The sequence below is a fragment of the Desulfogranum marinum genome (assembly GCF_963675105.2).
GTDB classification, from domain to species: domain Bacteria; phylum Desulfobacterota; class Desulfobulbia; order Desulfobulbales; family Desulfobulbaceae; genus Desulfogranum; species Desulfogranum marinum.
In genome coordinates, this window is the sequence record NZ_CAXXRO010000002.1 from 1,348,467 (window position 1) to 1,365,254 (window position 16,788).

The window sequence follows — 16,788 nt, forward strand, 5'->3', positions numbered from 1 at the left end:
TGTAGCTGACCACTTCATTATGTCTACAAAAGGAACACGCCGTCTCTCACGGGTAACGCACAAAATAATTTTTTCATGAAAACACAATTATTTTTCCACTGTTACAAAAAACATCATCGCTCTCTGCTTTTTGCTGTCGGCCTTTCTCTTTTTGCATCCACAACCGCCGCTGCCGAAATGCTGTACGTACAGCCATCCTCAGAAATACCTATGCGACGGGGCCAGGGAACAGACTACAAAATCGTTTCCATCGTCACCGACGGCACTGCGGTTGAATATATTTCGGAAAAAGACGGCTGGGCCCAGGTAAAGCTGAAAAATGGTAAACAGGGCTGGATCCTCAAACGTTACCTGAGCCCTACACCGCCGCTCACCGAACAGGTTTCCCAGCTCTCAACAGAAAAAAACACATTAACAGCCCAGGTTAGTTCTCTTCAGAGCCGGCTGAATGAACTGACCGATGCGCAAGGGCAGACAGCAGTCGAACTCAGCACCTGTATTGCAGAACGTACGGATATTAGAGACAGGTACCAAAGCTTAGAAAGGGAGACTCTGGATGTGGTTCAGACCAAAGAGGCTCTGCTGCAGGCAAGAAAAGATATCGAACAGCTGAAACAGGAAAATGCAGATGTGAAGATCGCCAATTCCGTGCTCAAAAAAAATGAATCAATAAAGTGGTTTATGGCTGGTTCCGGGGTACTCCTGGTGGGATGGCTGCTGGGTCGTATTTCAAGAAAATCACGCAGGAAAAAGCCTAGCCTTCTTTCGTAGTACCAAAGCCCACCCCCTCCCGGTTAACCTGCCAAACAAGGCGGTGGGCTTTTTTTTTTACTCTGTTGCTTCCAAGGTGACAGCCACTTCAATCCTACCTTCATCCCGCAGCAGACTTAAGGCGACGGAATCTCCCACTTTATACCGTTCCAGCTCGTCACGAAGCGAATCATAATCAGCAACCGAGCGGCCGTTTACCGCCTGGATAACATCGCCGAGAATCAGCCCACCCCGAACTTGCTTTGTCCCTTGTAATCCTGCCTTTTCAGCGTTCGAACCAGGCATGACTCGCAGCACAAGCACGCCCTCCAAGCCCAATTCACTGGTCAAGCGCTTGTTGGCAAGGGTAACGCCAAGACCAGGTTTAATAACCTTCCCATGGCGAATAACCTGGGGCACGACTCGGTTTACCTCTCCTACGGGCACGGCAAAGCCAATGCCTGAGCTAGCCCCAGAAGGGCTGTAAATAGCTGTGTTCACACCAATAAGTCGTCCGGCACTATCTAAAAGCGGCCCCCCGGAGTTTCCCGGATTAATGGCAGCATCGGTCTGAATAACATCATGAATGGTTCTTCCTGTAACAGCCTTTATTTCCCGACCGAGCGCACTGACCACCCCTGTGGTCAAGGTCTGGTCCAATCCAAACGGATTGCCTATGGCAAAAACCTTTTGCCCAACCTGCAGATCTGAAGAGTCACCAATGGAAAGAGGATGTAACTTAGATGCCGGAGCAGAAATCTGAAGAACCGCCAGGTCACGGTCAGGAGCGGCACCCACCAGCACAGCCTTCCAACTGGTATGATCGGCAAGGGTTACTTCAATCCGACCGGCATCGGAAATAACATGATAATTGGTAACGATACGCCCCTGTTTATCCCACACAAACCCGGACCCTGTGCCCTGGGGAATTTCGTACACATTGAGGCTGAAAAGATTCCTCCGAACGGCAATACTGGTGATGTACACCACCGAAGGTGCTGCGCTCCTGAAAATTTCTATGGTGTTTTTTTCATCCATTGCCAGATCACCGCGCGCTTCAACAGCTCGAGGTACGGCCTTTGGATCCAGTAAGGAGGGTTGAAGAGTCTGAAAAGCCAGCCACAAAATAACGCCGATAATAACCAAAACCCAAAGCGTGCTTTTATTGCCCCCCGGCTTCTGCGAGAAAAATGTTCGTTTCATAGTATGTAGTTAGCGAAAAATAAATAAGCTCGCCTTAACCTCGGTCTGTAACTGTTCAGCAGCTATAAATTAAGTAACATTTTAGCAACCATGAAGTAGAGGCCAATGCCTAAAACATCCACTGCTGTTGTAATAAAAGGACCTGTGGCAACGGCAGCATCAATATTTAGCCGTTTCAACATCAGAGGGACTATAGCGCCGACAGTGGCAGACATTGCCATAACTGCAAAAACAGAGACACCAACGACAATCCCAAGTTCCATCGGATTTGCATAACTAAAATAAGCAATCACACCTAAAAGAAGCCCGAAAACGAAGCCCAATGCGATACCCACCAGGGATTCTTTAATCACTATCTGAAAAAAATGGTGCATATTTACCCTGCCGGTTGCCAACCCCCTGACAATAATAGTGCTGGACTGGGTCGCGATATTCCCCCCCATGCCGGCAATAATTGGAATAAAGGCAGCCAAAGCCAATACCTTCATAAGAGCATCTTCAAAAGAATTAATAATGTACATGGCCCCAACACCGCCCATCCAGGAGGCTAACAGCCAAGGCGCACGAATAAGGATCTTTTGATGCAGAGGTTTGAGGAGAATTTCCTGATCCCTACCGGCACCCGCCATCTGCATAAAATCCTCGTTGGCCTCTTCGCGCAGAACGTCGATAACATCATCTACAGTTACAATACCAACCATGTTGAATGCTCCGTCAACAACTGGAACAGCGAGCATATTATATTGAGAAACAATATGCGCTACTTTTTCCTGATCGGTATCCGTGGTTACGGTGACCACATTTGGATTCATGATGTTTTTCAGTTTCCTGTGCATAGGATGGAGAAGGAGCTCACGAAGGGATAATACGCCTCCCAGCTGACCATCGCCGTGGGTAATATAGAGATAAAAAACCATCTCTTTTTCCTCACTGCGCTTCTGCACCTTGGTAATGGCCTCCTCTACGGTCAGATCCTCGTCCAGATACATAAAATCAGGCGACATGATGCCACCAGCTGTATCCGGATCATACTTGAGCAGCTCTTCGACCTCGTCCCTGTCTTTCACCTCCATGTGGGTGCGGATCTCTATAGCCACTTCATTAGGCAGGGCTTCAAGGAGATCAGCGGCATCATCCGATGCCATTTCCGTGACCACATTGGCCATAAACTTTGCAGATAACCCCTCAACCAAATCGAGCATGATAGACTCGTCAAGCTCACTAAGGAAGTGTGCTACCTGTTCGGTCTGGGCCAGGATTTCAAATATGTCTTTTTGTTCTGTAAAATTAAGGGAGCGAAAAACCCAGGCAAGATCTGCCGGGTGTGTCTTGACAATAAGCCTTCGAATATTTTCAATTGCTCCCCGACGATATAAACGTCGTAAGGTATCTCGTAGCACCTTCCCTTCGAGCCCGACCATTTCTCTTTTTGGGTTTTTTTCCATTAACAGCACCTCATGACCAAAGAGGAAATAATTTCACGGTCCTTTATGCAACGGACCAATTCGGTTTGGCGAAGTAATCAGCAATTGATGAAAACAGCGCAAATTTCACAAATAATATGCCGCATTCGAAAGTGGCGGCGGCGAGTTGCCAAGCTAGTAATGCAAGGCACCAAAGAAATGTATTCTAATGACCGATAAAGATAAAAGTCAATCTATAAAAGGCAGGATTATGAAGAGAAAGGGTAATCAGCCAATCCGGTTTTCACCCAGACTCATTCTATCAGGGAAATAGTCCACTACGCTGGCCGATAAAGCACAGAAAAAAACCAGCGGCCATAGCTATCCCTCCAATAACACGCAACTGGGCGGGCTTCATTTCTACAAGTTGTCTTAACCAACGCTGCATTCCTTCCGGGGAAACAACATATGGCAACCCTTCCAAAACAAAAACAAGGCCTATCAATGTAATCAATAATTTCATACCGACTCCTTACCAGAAAGAAACAAGGGTTGCAATCACCACAAACATATTGACAATACTCGGCAAAAAAAAGTATCGTAAAGTGTTACTCAACAAGGAAGCAAACCTGTTTCCCGGTAATGGATCAATGCATCAACAACCCATTACCTCATGCATGATGACGTAATAAAAACAAACAGATATAAAAAACGTTTTTAGAATGTCATTGAAAAATTATTTTGCCTGGATACTCCAGAAAACCGCCCTCAATTATACTCCTATGACACAACCTACCTCCAAATATGCCGAAGCTGGTGTAGACATCGACAAAGGCAATCTTTTTGTTTCCCGCATAAAAGACATCGTCAAAGACACCCATCGTCGCGGTGTCCTCAGTGACATTGGTGGCTTTTCCGGATTGTTTGCCATCGGCAACGAAGATATTAAAGACCCGGTGCTTATAGCGTCTACCGACGGTGTGGGAACCAAACTTAATATTGCCAAGTTATGCAACAAGCACGACACAATCGGCATCGACCTGGTAGCGATGTGTGTCAATGATGTAATCGTCAGCGGAGCCAGACCGCTCTTCTTTCTTGATTATTTTTCGGCAAGCACATTGGATCTCGACGTGGCGACCGAGGTAGTAAAAGGTATAGCTGAAGGCTGCAAAATAGCAAACTGCTCGCTTATCGGTGGTGAGACAGCGGAAATGCCGGGACTTTACCAACCAGGAGATTATGACCTGGCCGGCTTTGTGGTGGGCATCGGTGATCGCAACAGCATCATCGACGGCAGCGATGTGAGCGTCGGCGACAAAATTATCGGCCTGGCCTCATCCGGGATCCATTCAAACGGCTACTCTTTGGTAAGAAAGGTTATGTTTGAGGAACTGGGACTGGATGTAAAGGACACGATCGAAGAACTTGGATGCACGGTCGGTGAAGAGCTGCTCCGCCCTACCCGTATATATGTGGACAGCCTCACCAACCTCCTGCGTCGTTATCCGATAAACGGGCTGATCCATAACACCGGCGGTGGTTTCATAGACAATATCCCAAGAATACTTCCAACCGGATGCAATGCGCACATCACAGAAGGCACCTGGCCGGTGTTGCCCATCTTTGACTTTCTGCAAAGCAAAGGCAACATTCATCTTGACGAAATGTACCGAACCTTCAACATGGGCATAGGCATGCTGGCCATTGTTGCGAGTGAACATGTAGACGATGTTCTTCACCAGTTAACAGCGCTGGGAGAGCAACCGTACCTTATAGGCGATGTCGTTGCAGCCAAAGAGGGAGAGGGAAAACAGGTTATTATTGAGCCTGCAGGCAAATAACCTCGACAAAAAAAGCCGATCAAAACAAAGGGGCAGAGAGATGCGAACATCTCTCTGCCCCTTTGTTTCTTTCACAGCTCACTGCAGAATTTCTAATTATACACCACATAAAATGTGGTTTTAAAATGCCTTCAATCAGGTTTGAGCGCAATCTGCGGTCCCACCTTTCAACTTGTAAATTCCATGCGCCAAGGCCGGCAATACGGCTTCCAGATTCTCACCTGCAGCTTTCCTGCTTCCGGGTAAATTAATGATCAGGCTTTTCTTTCTGATACCGGCAATCCCCCGAGACCAAACCCCTTGAATCGTTTTTTCAAGACTGGCAGCACGCATTGCCTCACTGATTCCAGGTACTTCCATATCCAGGATAGCACGGGTGGCTTCAGGGGTTTGATCAGAGGGTGACACTCCGGTGCCACCCGTTGTCACGATCAAATCAAGCTGCTTGGCATCAACCCACTCAATCAGTGTTTTTTCTATCTGTAAACGCTGATCAGGTAAAACCAGGTACTCTGCTACTACAAAACCGGCACCACTCAGCATCTCTTTGAGCAGTTCGCCGCTGGTATCAACGCGTTCACCACGTGAACCTTTGTCACTGAGTGTCAGGATACCGCAGTTATACACCTCATGGGTTGATTGATGACTCACTGTTACTCTTCAGCCTTTTTATGCTCTTCGATAATCTTTTCCGCAATACTTGCCGGAACCTCTTCATAATGGGAGAACTTGACCGTAAACGTTCCCTGTCCACCAGTCATGGAAGTCAAATCCAGGGCATACAATAAAATCTCTGCCTGTGGTACATGGGCATTAATGATTTCATACTTATCAGTCGAGTCCATTCCCAAAACCTTACCGCGGCGACTATTCAAATCACCCATCACATCGCCGACAAAGTCCTTTTGTACATGGACCTCCATCTCCATAATCGGCTCAAGCAGAACCGGCTTCGCATCCATAACACCCTTTTTAAAGGCAAGCGAACCGGCAATCTTAAATGCCATTTCCGAAGAATCGACGTTGTGAAAGGAACCATCGATCAAATTGACTTTCAAGTCAACAAAAGGATAGCCGGCAATAACACCTTTTTCCATGGCTTCCAGAATACCTTTTTCCACAGCCGGACGATATGTTTGCGGGATAACACCACCAACAATGGAGTCGACAAATTCAAATTGCTCACCACGCGCAAGCGGTGATAACTCGACAGTACAATCACCAAACTGTCCGCGACCACCGGACTGCTTTTTGTGCTTACCCTGAACCGTGGTGCTGCCTTTAATGGTTTCACGATACGGGACCTTGGGTGCCCGCAGCTCCATTTCCACGCCATATTTACGTTTGAGCTTTTCACCAACCATTTCAAGATGACTCTGGCCGACCCCGGAAATAAGCACCTCGTGCGTCTCCGGCTGCCTGGTCAGTTTAAGGGTCAGGTCTTCATCAAGCAATTTAGTAATGGAGGCAAACAGCTTTTCCTCATCTCCCTTCTTGGCACTTACGGCATAAGAGATAACAGTCGGTAAAGGCTCAATACTCTCAAAGATAACCTTATCAGATTCGGCACACAGTGTGTCGCCGGTGGTGGTCTCTTTTAATTTAGCGACCGCGATAATCATCCCGGGAATCGCCTTATCTACAGGCTTTTGCTCCTTCCCTTGCAACACAAACAACTGCCCAAAACGTTCAGATGTTTCTTTGTTGGCATTATAAAAGCTGTCATTGTCCAGCGTACCTGAAAAGACACGAAAAATAGTCAAACGACCGGCAAAGGGATCTGCCATGGTCTTAAAAACCAGAGCGGAAAACGGTGCGTCGGCAGTTCTTTCCCTCTCTACCACATCATCGTTATCAGGATTAATACCTTCAACAGCCGGTCGCTGATCCGGAGATGGCAGCAGGTCAACGATGGCATCAAGAATTACGCTGGTTCCTTTATTAAGTAAAGAAGCGCAGGCACAAACAGGAGCAACTTTGGCAGTCCTGACAGCTTCGGCAAGCCCTGACTTCATCGCTTCATCGGTCAACTCGCCTTCTTCAAGAAACATTTCCAGCAGGTCGTCATCAGTTTCAGCCACATATTCCTGAAGGTTTTCGCGAAGCTCTGCAACCTCATCAGCCATGTCTGCGGGTACGTCTTCAGTTTTTACCCCGCCCTTGTCATCAAACATCAAGGCCTTGTTGGCTACAATGTCCACAACTCCCTTAAAATCATCTTCCGCACCAATGGGCAGATAAAGAACAACCGGGTTCAGCTTAAAGGCAGCACGGATATCGTCAACGGTTTTAGAAAAATCGGCACGCTCCCTATCCATCTTGGTAACGCAGATAAGACAAGGTAGATTTTTGTCCTGCACCAAATCAACAAATTTTTCTGTCTGAGGACGGACACTCAGCACGGCACCAACGCTGAGAATTGCGCTGTCTGCCACCTGAACCGCAGACCGGGTTTCATTGAAGAAGTTATCATCACCCGGCGTATCAGCAAGAAACACATCGTTTTTTTGCCACTGCAGATGATTAAAAGCAGTGCTCATACTTACCTGGCGCTTGATTTCTTCCGGCTCAAAGTCCATTGAGGCTGTACCGTCATCCACCTTTCCCAACCGATTCACCGAACCCGCAGTAAACAATAAAGCTTCAGCAAGTGTAGATTTACCGCTGTTGCCATGTCCGAGAATAACTGTGTTCCTGATCTGTTGAACGTCTTGCATGGATACCTCCGGTGAAACGGGTACAATAATTAATTGTTGTGAGATTACCTTTCCCACCCGCATTTTGGGAAAAACCTTTCTCTTTCCAGGTAGGAATGGTAACCATCTACTCCTGAAAAAACAGATTCTTATATATTCAGATTACTCCGGCAAAGTCAAGCGATAACCTCCTGATACCCTGATACCTTAATAGATGTATGACCTCTCAAAAACCTGACCAGCCAAGCCATACCACAAGTAAAATTGCTCGCTCCGCTGGGGCGGTAAGTGGCGCAGTCATGTGTAGCCGTGTCCTTGGGCTGATCCGCGAACAACTTTTTGCAGGTCTTTTCGGGGCTGGTTATGCCTATGACGCCTTTGTGGTTGCCTTTCGAATTCCCAACCTGCTCAGAGATCTTTTTGGCGAAGGTGCCCTTTCCGCGGCCTTTGTTACCGTGTTTTCCGATTACGACACCAACAAGGGGGAAAAAGCAACGTGGGAACTGGCTTCAACCGTTCTGATCTTCTTTGCCATACTGCTCAGCACGTTAACCCTGTTTGGTATATACTACGCAGATACCATCGTCCACCTGCTGGCACCGGACTTTGATACAGTCACCGGCAAAACAGCCCTGACAACCAAGCTGACCAAAATCATGTTTCCCTTTCTGCTCTTTGTTTCCCTTGCAGCAGTGGTGATGGGCATGCTCAACACCAAGGGAAAATTTTTCGTGCCGGCCATGGCATCCAGCTTTTTCAACCTCGGCTCCATTGTCGGCGGGGTATCGCTCGCTCTAATCTTTCCACATTTCAACCAACCTGCGATTGCCGGCATGGCCTGGGGCACGCTCATCGGCGGGGCGATGCAGCTCTGTATGCAACTCCCCACCCTGATGCGAACAGGTTTCAAATTTACCCCACGGCTCAACCTCAAAGATCCCGGGCTCAAACGTATTCTGTTACTCATGCTCCCTGCAACCATTGGTCTTTCCGCTACCCAGCTCAATATCTTTATTAACACCAACTTTGCCGCCAGCTGTGCCGAAGGTTCGGTTTCCTGGTTAAATTACGCCTTTCGCCTGGTCCAACTGCCCATTGGTATTTTTGGTGTGGCCCTGTCCATTGCCGCTATGCCGGTGATGGCAAAACAGGCTGCGGAAAAAAACATGGCAGGACTTAAGCAGTCTTTTATCTCTTCCCTGATTCTGGTGTTCAGCCTGACCATACCAGCCACAGCCGGGTTAATCCTGCTGGCAGAACCCATTATCAGCCTTATTTTTGAACATGGCATATTTACCTCCTTTGACACAATCAGGACCGCAGAAGCGCTTCAGTTCTATGCCTTGGGTCTTTTTGCCTACTCCGCCATAAAGATTATGGTCCCGGTCTTTTACGCTATTAACAACACCAGGTATCCTGTTATAGGCAGCTTTATCGGTGTGGGTGCCAACCTGATTATCATCAGCCTGCTGATCGACCACCTCCAGCACCGTGGCATTGCGCTTTCCACCTCATGCGCCATGGCCTGCAATTTCTTTTTTTTAGGGGTAATACTGCTGAAAAAACTGGAGGGACTGCCGCTGGCTTACCTGGGCAAAGGGCTGCTCAAAATTCTCACAGCAACCCTGGTGATGGGAGGTGCGGTGTGGTTCCTGCAACTGCAAATACAAACCTGGCTGCAGGGTCCGATTCCCCTGCAGGCGCTGGGCGTTTTTCTGCTGGTTGGTTGCGGAGGAGGTGTCTATGCGATTAGCCTGCAACTGCTCAATTTACCCGAGTTCACCCTGCTGACCAGCAAGGTGCGTCAAAGATTTTGTAAGTCGTAAAGCAGCTGTAACTGAGCAAGCAATGCTACTGTTGCGGTATCAACATGTAAAATCCGATTGCCCATGGTGAAGGGGATAAACCCCTGGTCGGCAAACATATCCAGCTCAAAATCGTTCCACCCACCTTCCGGCCCCACTGCCAGTAAAAGGGGTTTACGCTCTTTACCCGGCACATCCAGACCTGCAAGCGGGGTCTCCACACGAGGATGGGCAATGATGCCGGTTCCTTCGACCTGCGGCAGTACCTCCTGGGCAAACGGCTTGAACTGTTTATGAATACTCACCTCGGGAAGCCAGGTATCCATCCCCTGCTCCATTCCCTCCACAAGCAGCTCCCGTATCTTTTCCGCTGCCAGCACCGGACTTTGAAAGAAGGACTTTTCAACCCGTCTCGACCTTATCAGATAAAACCTCCGTACGCCGAGTACGGTCGCCTGTTTAAGGATACGCTGCAGCATTATCGGCCTGGGCAGAGCAAGGATAAGTTCTACATGAAGGTCACAGACCGGCTTTTGCTCAAGCGTTACCTCCAGAGTCACCGTGTTTGCCCCCAGCGTAATAACCAGCCCGCTGCCGACCGGCCCGTTGACCATTCCCACCCGCACTGTGTGGCCCGGTTCTACCCGCAGCACTTTCAGCAAATGCCTGGCTCGGCGGCCGGACAAAATAAGGCGACGGCCCAGGAGCTCGTCGTCTTCAAAAATGAGTAAGTTCATGGATGATGAATATGAGTAAAACTTAGGACAGCTTAAGGCTGTCAGCCTCAAAATTCAGGGTTGCAAAGTAATCGGCAGCGGTTTCTTCCCGGCGAATAAGGGCAACAGAATTATCTGCTTTCAACAAAACCTCTTTGGGGCGGAGCTTTCCATTGTAGTTAAAACCCATGGCCTGACCGTGGGCTCCGGTATCATGAATGATCAACACGTCATTATTATCAATCGCCGGCAGAGTGCGCTGGATGGCGAACTTATCGTTATTTTCACATAAGGAACCGACCACATCCACCACTTCCGCAGCCTTACCATCTTCTTTACCCAGCACCTCAATATGGTGATACGCACCATACATAGCAGGTCGCATCAAGGCGGTCATACAGGCATCGACCCCGATATACGTCCGATAAATTTCCTTCCGGTTAATAGCCTTTACCACCAGCGCACCATGAGGCCCGGTCATAAACCTGCCGCTTTCCATATACAGAGCGGGCGCATACCCATTCTGTTGTTTAAACCGCTGAAAAAGAGAAGTTATCCCCCGCCCCATGGCTTCAAGGTCCAACGGTGCAGCATCCGGTGTATAAGGGATCCCCAGGCCACCGCCTATGTTAATAAAGTCAATGGTTATACCCAGTGCCTGGTGCAGTTCGTCAATCAACTCAAGCAGCATCTCCGCCGTTTGCACCATATACCCATGATACAATTCATTGGAGGCCAACATGGTATGAATACCGAATTTTTTCGCACCCCGATCTCGAGCCTTGCGGTACGCATCCACAATCTGGTCGTGGCTTACACCATACTTGGATTCCACAGGATTACCGATGATGTCGTTGCCTGAGCGGCGTGCACCGGGATTATAACGAAAACAAATTAATTCCGGCATTTCCTCCAGCTTATCAATCAAGGTTATATCATCAAGATTAAGGATACACCCACCGTCAGCTGCGGCCAGCTTAAACTCTTCCTTGCTGGTATTGTTGGAGGTAAACATGATGTCACTGCCTTTGGCGCCCAGCTCTCGGCTCATCATCAGTTCGGTAGCGGAGCTGCAGTCAAAGCCAAAGCCCATATCTTGCATAATGCCTAAAATTGCCGGATTAGGCAGCGCTTTCACCGCATAATATTCGCGAAATTCATCAATACCGGCAAAGGCATCCTTGAGCCGGGCACCGGTTTCACGAATCCCCTTCTCATCGTACACATGAAAAGGAGTGCCGAAGTGGTCGATTATGGCAGGTAAATTGGGGTAAAGTCGTGTTTTATAGTCAGACGAAAGGGGCATAATCTCATTCCTTTATATGTACAGTATCTAAAAGAGGTAACTTAGCGGTTTCTTTATACGTATGGAGAACGGTTGCGGTTCGGGTTGCAGTCACACCATTCACCTGGGTAATCTTTTCCCGAAGGATACTACCAAGCTCTTCGGTGTCAGCAACACGCAGCTTCAACAGGTAACTGTCATCGCCTGCAACGTAGTGCACTTCCTGGACTTCCGGTATTGCTGCAAATGCTTCCCCGGCACAGGTATTATCGGCAGAAACCTGCACCTGAACAAAGGCAACCTGGCGTCGATTAAACCGATCAGGATTAAGACGCACTTCGTAGCCATCAATAATCCCTTGCCGCTCCATTTTCCGAATTCGCTCAAGAACAGCAGACGGTGCCATTTCCATCTGCCTGGCAACTTCCACATTGGGTATTCTTGCTTTTTCCTGTAATATCTTTAATATTTTCAGGCTGGTTTCATCAATCATCGTGTTTACACCGGCTTGCTCAACCACAGAGCACACAACATTTATAATAATCATTCCTCATTGAAAACAAAATACTCTCCTTTTCGTCGATGTCAACTCAATTATTCACCAAAAATAAAAAAACAAAGAAAATAATTCTGCGTAAAACAAAAATAAAAGAACACACACATTCTATTTCATTATATGCCCCAGCATATCAAGTGGACTGACGTACGCTCACATCAGGAGGTATTATTATGAATATATTAAATGCAACAGAAGCTAGATCAAAGCTCTATCGGTTAATTGACGAAACGGCAGAAACACATGAACCTATTGTTATTACAGGTAAAAAAAATGCAGTCTTGATTTCAGAAGAAGATTGGAATGCTATTACTGAAACCATGCATCTGCTTTCCGTTCCTGGAATGAGAGAGTCTATCAAAAATGGCTTAAAAGAAAAACTCTCAGACTGCTCAAAGGAGCTTGATTGGTGAGTTGGGAACTGTTTTTCACAAAACAAGCTCAAAAAGACGCAAAAAAAATCTCTTCAGCTGGTTTAAAAAATAAGGCCCAGAAGTTACTAGATATCATAAGAGGGAATCCCTATCAAAACTCCCCACCCTATGAAACATTAGTTGGTGATTTGTCAGGTGCATATTCACGAAGAATAAACATACAACATAGATTAGCTTATCAGCCTTATGACGCTAAAAAAATAGTTAAAATTATTCGGCTGTGGACACATTATGAATAAATATCCCCATAGAGGGGGTAGTTCTGAGTTCACCCCTTTAAGGCGGTCTGTTTCTTTGCGAAAAATGTAATGAGGTAATTTCGGATCTCAATGGCTGGCCTGCGTGTTCCCCTGTCAACGCATCGCCGCTTCCTCGTGGATAGCCGACGCATGACTCGGGGACATGATGGAGCAGCTTCTCCTTTTATGTAAGAGACTTTCACCCTCTACTTTATGCCGGTTTATCCAGCGCTTTAGACTTGCCCCCAGCTAACACTCAAGCCCTCCTCCAGCTACTCGTTGCCCCCCGGGAACGCCGAGCTCCAGCTCGACATTATGCTGGAAGAAGGCAGGATCAAGGCCTGCATCCCAGCATTTAGCCTGGAGTGAAAAAATTGGAAAAGTACCTCAAACAGCTACATGCCGCATGCCTCCGCGGGTGGTGGGATTGGGACAGGGGTGCTTGATTGCCTGCATTTTCATTCCATTTCTGCTGTTCTGTGCCGAGCTGGAGCTCGGCGTTCCCGGGGACAGAACCGGTCTGCTGGATTAACGGGGTCTTAGGTCGATGGAATCAGCTTTTGTAGGTCGGCAGGTTTCCTGTTTTTTTCATTGGCCTGACTGCAGAACGGAAGGCATGACACTAAGAGGTGGTGTAATAGGTGAAGGACTGGCAGTTACGGCATCTACCGTACCATCTGTCCTCGAGTAGATTTTTCAAAAGAGTAAAACAGTAGAAGGCAAGCAACTCTCCCGATAAATAAGGGGAAGGCAAAGATTTCCCCCGGGAACGCCGAGCTCCAGCTCGGCATTATGCTGGAAGAAGGCAGGATCAAGGCCCGCATTCCAGCATTTAGCCTGGAGTGAAAAATTGGAGAAGTACCCCAAACAGCTACATGCGACATGCCTCCGGGGGTGGAGCGATGGGACAAGGGTACTTGATTGCCTGCATTTTCATTCCATTTCTGCTGTCTTGTGCCGAGCTGGAGCTCGGCGTTCCCGGGGACAGAACCGGTCTGCTGGATTAACGGGGTCTTAGGTCGATGGAATCAGCTTTTGTAGGTCGGCAGGTTTCCTGGGATTTTTTTTCATTGGCCTGACAGCAGAACGGAAGGCCTGGCAGTTACGGCATCTGCCACACTATCTGGCCTCGAGTAAATTTTTCAAAAGAGTAAAACACTAGAAGGTAAGCAACTCTCCCGATAAATAAGGAGAAGGCAAAGATTTCCCCCGGGAACGCCGAGCTCCAGCTCGGCATTATGCTGGAAGAAGGCAGGATCAAGGCCCGCATTCCAGCATTTAGCCTGGAGTGAAAAAATTGGAAAAGTACCCCAAACAGCTACATGCGGCATGCCTCCGGGGGTGGTGGGATGGGACATGAGTACTTGATTGCCTGCATTTTCATTCTATTTCTGCTGTTCTGTGCCGAGCTGGAGCTCGGCGTTCCCGGGGGCAGAACCTGGCTGCTAAGTCGGTGGGGTCAGGTTTTGTAGGTCGGCATTTTGCTTAAGATATTTTTTTTCATTGGTCAAACAGGGGACCTCAAAGAGCGGGCAAAGAGCGGGGTCGGACCAAAGCAATTACCTGTTTTAGCCTTATAATATATATCAAACCACTCCTTTTTTATCCTTAAAGTTTCTTTTTTCACCCCAAAAACAACATTCTAAGGAATTATTCTTTTTCCGCAAAGCAGCTAAAACAAATTCTTTTTATGCCAAGAGCGCCCAGACACTACAGCCCCGGACTGGTCCGGCACATCACCCACAGGTGCCATAAGCAAGAATTTCTTCTCCGTTTTGAAAAAAACAGGAAGGCTCTGCTGGATTTTTTTCCATAGGCAATCATGCGCCTTTCCAGCAAGAATATAGCGACTGGGTGGATTCAGAGTTACAAACTGATGTGAAAAAAAAGAAAGAGCCTTTGGAATGAATCAATTGTGGTCGGAAGCGAGGACTTTGTAGAAAAGATACACCAGCAACTTGGCGTACGAGCCAGAGGGCGCTCGATTGCCTCAAAGAAGGAAGGATTTTTTTTAAAGGGGCTTCAGCCCCTTACAATTTCCTAGCCCGAATTTCTCATGAACATTGTGTCAACCTGTCAAATTGCATACAATTCTTATATGTTATAGAAGCTAAGATGAAGTTGAAAGTTTTTCACAATGTTCACCAAAGGTCAGTCCATCCAGCACCATTTTCTTCAGTATTTTGGCAATGAATATAGGCGACTATCGGAGTCTACGCTTACCTATTCATTACCAAAAACTTTGAACTTGGCGCTGCCTGAACTGATGAGAAATCCGGGCTAGTTGGGGATCAAAAGAGTACTGCAGGGTGCAGGCAACAACTATTGTATTCATTTAAACACCAGTAATTCAGAATAATAGCTTGGTCTGCCCCTGTTATTTGGTTTTATCTCTTACAACCTGTACAAATGGGAGAGGTGTTTACGTAGACAATACAACTGGTGCCTCGTAGCACCCCGCCCATATATACTTGGCAAACAGATTTCATTAATCCATTTGCTTAGTTATGCTACCAAAGAGGGGTCAATTCCACTCTTCTGTTTTTTGCACGACCTTCAGCGGTGGTGTTACTGGCGATAGGTTTTGTTTCGCCGAAGCCTTTACTCTTTAATCGCATCGGTTCAATTTTATAGGTGCTGACAAGGGCTTTCTTTATAGCATCAGCTCTTCTTTCTGAGAGTTTTTGGTTGTACTCTTCAGTACCTATAGAATCTGTATGGCCTTCAATTTGAAGGTTCATTTTCGGGTTATCATTTACTATCCTGGCGACATGATCCAACAGTGGCATAAATTCCGGTTTGAGTTCTGCTTTATCAAAATCAAACAGGTAGGTCTGCTCAAGTACCCAACAACCTCTTTCATCTACCTCAACACCCTTAGGCGTCCCTGGACATACATCAATTTCATCACAAACTGTATCCCCATCAGAGTCGATGCAGTCTACTTCAACAACAACTACAGGAGTTACAGGAAGGGTATAGGCTGACAGGATCTGATTCCATTTCGAGCCGCTATAAGCCATAGCGGATTTACCAAACACAATCTTACCATTGAGTACTTGGCAATAATTTTTTGTTCCTTCAATTGTCGCCGCCCCTTCAGGAGTAAGTTCCAGGCCATAGGCTGTCAGAATTTTATGGTATTTCATCGGCGAGTAGGCCATGGCCGTGGTGTTAAAACTCACTGTTCCATCCTTTACCTTAGCATAGGTTGAAGGTACCGCAGCTGCATTCTCCGCGGTCAATTCAAGACCATAAGATTCCAAGACGGCATTGAAGACCGAAGACGGATAAGCCCTGCAGTCTGACGCAAATTTCACTTTACCATTGCTGACCGTAGCATAACTTGATGGAATATCGGTTACGTCAGCAGGAAGCTCAATAGCAAATGCGGCAACACTCGTTGCCACTGCAAACACGACACTGATAACTATACTTCGTTTTTTCATTGCGGGTTCCTCCAGTTAATTTGACCAGGTTAGACAAAATATCTCATGATTCATGATATCTTTATGGATTACAAAATATCAAAGTAGATAATATTAAGCATGTTTCATGCCACGGCCTACTATATCCTTAATCTAATTACACTTCAATAGTTTACAGATGTTGAACATTGTTTACTCCAGGGGAAAAAGGGGGACGGTGGTGCATTTGGCGCAAGTATGGTGGTGCTTTTCAACCAGGAACCAATACCTATCACTGTATAGTGATCAAATCAGGAAGGGGATAGGACCAAGGTGATTGATCAGGCAATAGTTATTCTATTGATTTAAACACCAGTAACTCAGGACGATAGTTTAGCCCAACCCGGTTACGAGCCGCTTATGCGTTATTTGACTGCGCGAACGGCGCAA

14 protein-coding genes and 1 pseudogene are annotated in these 16,788 nt (G+C 47.2%); 6 read left to right on the forward strand and 9 right to left on the reverse strand.

Features of this window, described 5'->3' with window-relative positions:
* Nucleotides 1-75 precede the first annotated feature (75 nt).
* Nucleotides 76-771 carry a TIGR04211 family SH3 domain-containing protein gene (locus ACHZCY_RS06800; protein WP_205221833.1) on the forward strand — a complete coding sequence of 232 codons (696 nt, stop codon included), beginning with the start codon at nt 76-78 and terminating at the stop codon, nt 769-771.
* A 57-nt stretch (nt 772-828) separates the two neighbouring features.
* Here ACHZCY_RS06800 and ACHZCY_RS06805 read toward each other — a convergent pair whose 3' ends face one another.
* The 3 genes from ACHZCY_RS06805 to ACHZCY_RS06815 all read right to left on the reverse strand — a co-directional run bounded on the left by ACHZCY_RS06805 (nt 829) and on the right by ACHZCY_RS06815 (nt 3,879).
* Nucleotides 829-1,953, reverse strand: a complete 1,125-nt coding sequence (locus ACHZCY_RS06805) for a S1C family serine protease (RefSeq protein ID WP_205221834.1) — start codon at nt 1,951-1,953, stop codon at nt 829-831.
* 62 nt (nt 1,954-2,015) lie between these two features.
* Entirely contained in the window at nt 2,016-3,398 is a 1,383-nt protein-coding gene (gene mgtE / locus ACHZCY_RS06810; protein ID WP_205221835.1) for a magnesium transporter, read from the reverse strand.
* Nucleotides 3,399-3,678: 280 nt separating this feature from the next.
* Complete coding sequence (locus ACHZCY_RS06815; protein WP_205221836.1) at nt 3,679-3,879, reverse strand: DUF2065 domain-containing protein; 201 nt, start codon at nt 3,877-3,879, stop codon at nt 3,679-3,681.
* A gap of 259 nt (nt 3,880-4,138) precedes the next feature.
* On the opposite strand from ACHZCY_RS06815, the gene purM reads away from it, so the two are divergent.
* A complete protein-coding gene (purM, locus tag ACHZCY_RS06820) occupies nt 4,139-5,200 on the forward strand; it encodes a phosphoribosylformylglycinamidine cyclo-ligase (RefSeq protein ID WP_319548289.1) in 1,062 nt (353 codons plus the stop codon).
* 135 nt (nt 5,201-5,335) lie between these two features.
* Here purM and ACHZCY_RS06825 read toward each other — a convergent pair whose 3' ends face one another.
* Complete coding sequence (locus tag ACHZCY_RS06825) at nt 5,336-5,851, reverse strand: MogA/MoaB family molybdenum cofactor biosynthesis protein (protein WP_319548290.1); 516 nt, start codon at nt 5,849-5,851, stop codon at nt 5,336-5,338.
* Nucleotides 5,852-5,853: 2 nt separating this feature from the next.
* A complete protein-coding gene (gene fusA / locus ACHZCY_RS06830; RefSeq protein ID WP_319548291.1) occupies nt 5,854-7,917 on the reverse strand; it encodes an elongation factor G in 2,064 nt (687 codons plus the stop codon).
* 197 nt (nt 7,918-8,114) lie between these two features.
* Between fusA and murJ the strand changes: the two genes are divergently transcribed.
* Nucleotides 8,115-9,722, forward strand: coding sequence for a murein biosynthesis integral membrane protein MurJ (murJ, locus tag ACHZCY_RS06835; RefSeq protein ID WP_205221839.1), 1,608 nt, complete (start codon nt 8,115-8,117; stop codon nt 9,720-9,722).
* Here the strand turns inward: murJ and ACHZCY_RS06840 are convergent.
* From ACHZCY_RS06840 to ACHZCY_RS06850, 3 genes are read right to left on the reverse strand one after another with little or no spacing between them, the layout of a single operon-like run.
* Nucleotides 9,701-10,438, reverse strand: coding sequence for a 16S rRNA (uracil(1498)-N(3))-methyltransferase (locus ACHZCY_RS06840; protein ID WP_319548292.1), 738 nt, complete (start codon nt 10,436-10,438; stop codon nt 9,701-9,703). The genes murJ and ACHZCY_RS06840 overlap by 22 nt on opposite strands.
* A gap of 22 nt (nt 10,439-10,460) precedes the next feature.
* Nucleotides 10,461-11,723 (reverse strand): diaminopimelate decarboxylase, encoded by a 1,263-nt coding sequence (locus ACHZCY_RS06845; RefSeq protein ID WP_205221841.1) that lies wholly within the window; start codon nt 11,721-11,723, stop codon nt 10,461-10,463.
* A 4-nt stretch (nt 11,724-11,727) separates the two neighbouring features.
* Nucleotides 11,728-12,195 (reverse strand): Lrp/AsnC family transcriptional regulator, encoded by a 468-nt coding sequence (locus ACHZCY_RS06850; protein ID WP_394713372.1) that lies wholly within the window; start codon nt 12,193-12,195, stop codon nt 11,728-11,730.
* Between the two features lie 236 nt (nt 12,196-12,431).
* Between ACHZCY_RS06850 and ACHZCY_RS06855 the strand changes: the two genes are divergently transcribed.
* The 3 genes and pseudogenes from ACHZCY_RS06855 to ACHZCY_RS06865 form a co-directional block, all read left to right on the forward strand.
* Entirely contained in the window at nt 12,432-12,671 is a 240-nt protein-coding gene (locus ACHZCY_RS06855) for a type II toxin-antitoxin system Phd/YefM family antitoxin (protein WP_319548294.1), read from the forward strand.
* A complete protein-coding gene (locus tag ACHZCY_RS06860) occupies nt 12,668-12,931 on the forward strand; it encodes a Txe/YoeB family addiction module toxin (protein ID WP_319548295.1) in 264 nt (87 codons plus the stop codon). Before ACHZCY_RS06855 ends, ACHZCY_RS06860 begins: the two co-directional genes overlap by 4 nt.
* Before the next feature lie 1,690 nt (nt 12,932-14,621).
* A pseudogene (locus tag ACHZCY_RS06865) lies at nt 14,622-14,723 on the forward strand (transposase); the annotation flags it as partial.
* A gap of 718 nt (nt 14,724-15,441) precedes the next feature.
* Here ACHZCY_RS06865 and ACHZCY_RS06870 read toward each other — a convergent pair.
* Nucleotides 15,442-16,380 (reverse strand): OmpA family protein, encoded by a 939-nt coding sequence (locus tag ACHZCY_RS06870; RefSeq protein ID WP_319548296.1) that lies wholly within the window; start codon nt 16,378-16,380, stop codon nt 15,442-15,444.
* Nucleotides 16,381-16,788: the final 408 nt, after the last annotated feature.

Excerpts from the sequence above, each read along its gene's own strand:
- ACHZCY_RS06800 (WP_205221833.1), top strand. The coding sequence starts at position 76 with ATGAAAACACAATTATTTTTCCACTGTTACAAAAAACATCATCGCTCT.
- ACHZCY_RS06805 (WP_205221834.1), bottom strand. The coding sequence starts at position 1,953 with ATGAAACGAACATTTTTCTCGCAGAAGCCGGGGGGCAATAAAAGCACG.
- mgtE (WP_205221835.1), bottom strand. The coding sequence starts at position 3,398 with ATGGAAAAAAACCCAAAAAGAGAAATGGTCGGGCTCGAAGGGAAGGTG.
- ACHZCY_RS06815 (WP_205221836.1), bottom strand. The coding sequence starts at position 3,879 with ATGAAATTATTGATTACATTGATAGGCCTTGTTTTTGTTTTGGAAGGG.
- purM (WP_319548289.1), top strand. The coding sequence starts at position 4,139 with ATGACACAACCTACCTCCAAATATGCCGAAGCTGGTGTAGACATCGAC.
- fusA (WP_319548291.1), bottom strand. The coding sequence starts at position 7,917 with ATGCAAGACGTTCAACAGATCAGGAACACAGTTATTCTCGGACATGGC.
- murJ (WP_205221839.1), top strand. The coding sequence starts at position 8,115 with ATGACCTCTCAAAAACCTGACCAGCCAAGCCATACCACAAGTAAAATT.
- ACHZCY_RS06840 (WP_319548292.1), bottom strand. The coding sequence starts at position 10,438 with ATGAACTTACTCATTTTTGAAGACGACGAGCTCCTGGGCCGTCGCCTT.
- ACHZCY_RS06845 (WP_205221841.1), bottom strand. The coding sequence starts at position 11,723 with ATGCCCCTTTCGTCTGACTATAAAACACGACTTTACCCCAATTTACCT.
- ACHZCY_RS06850 (WP_394713372.1), bottom strand. The coding sequence starts at position 12,195 with ATGATTGATGAAACCAGCCTGAAAATATTAAAGATATTACAGGAAAAA.
- ACHZCY_RS06855 (WP_319548294.1), top strand. The coding sequence starts at position 12,432 with ATGAATATATTAAATGCAACAGAAGCTAGATCAAAGCTCTATCGGTTA.
- ACHZCY_RS06870 (WP_319548296.1), bottom strand. The coding sequence starts at position 16,380 with ATGAAAAAACGAAGTATAGTTATCAGTGTCGTGTTTGCAGTGGCAACG.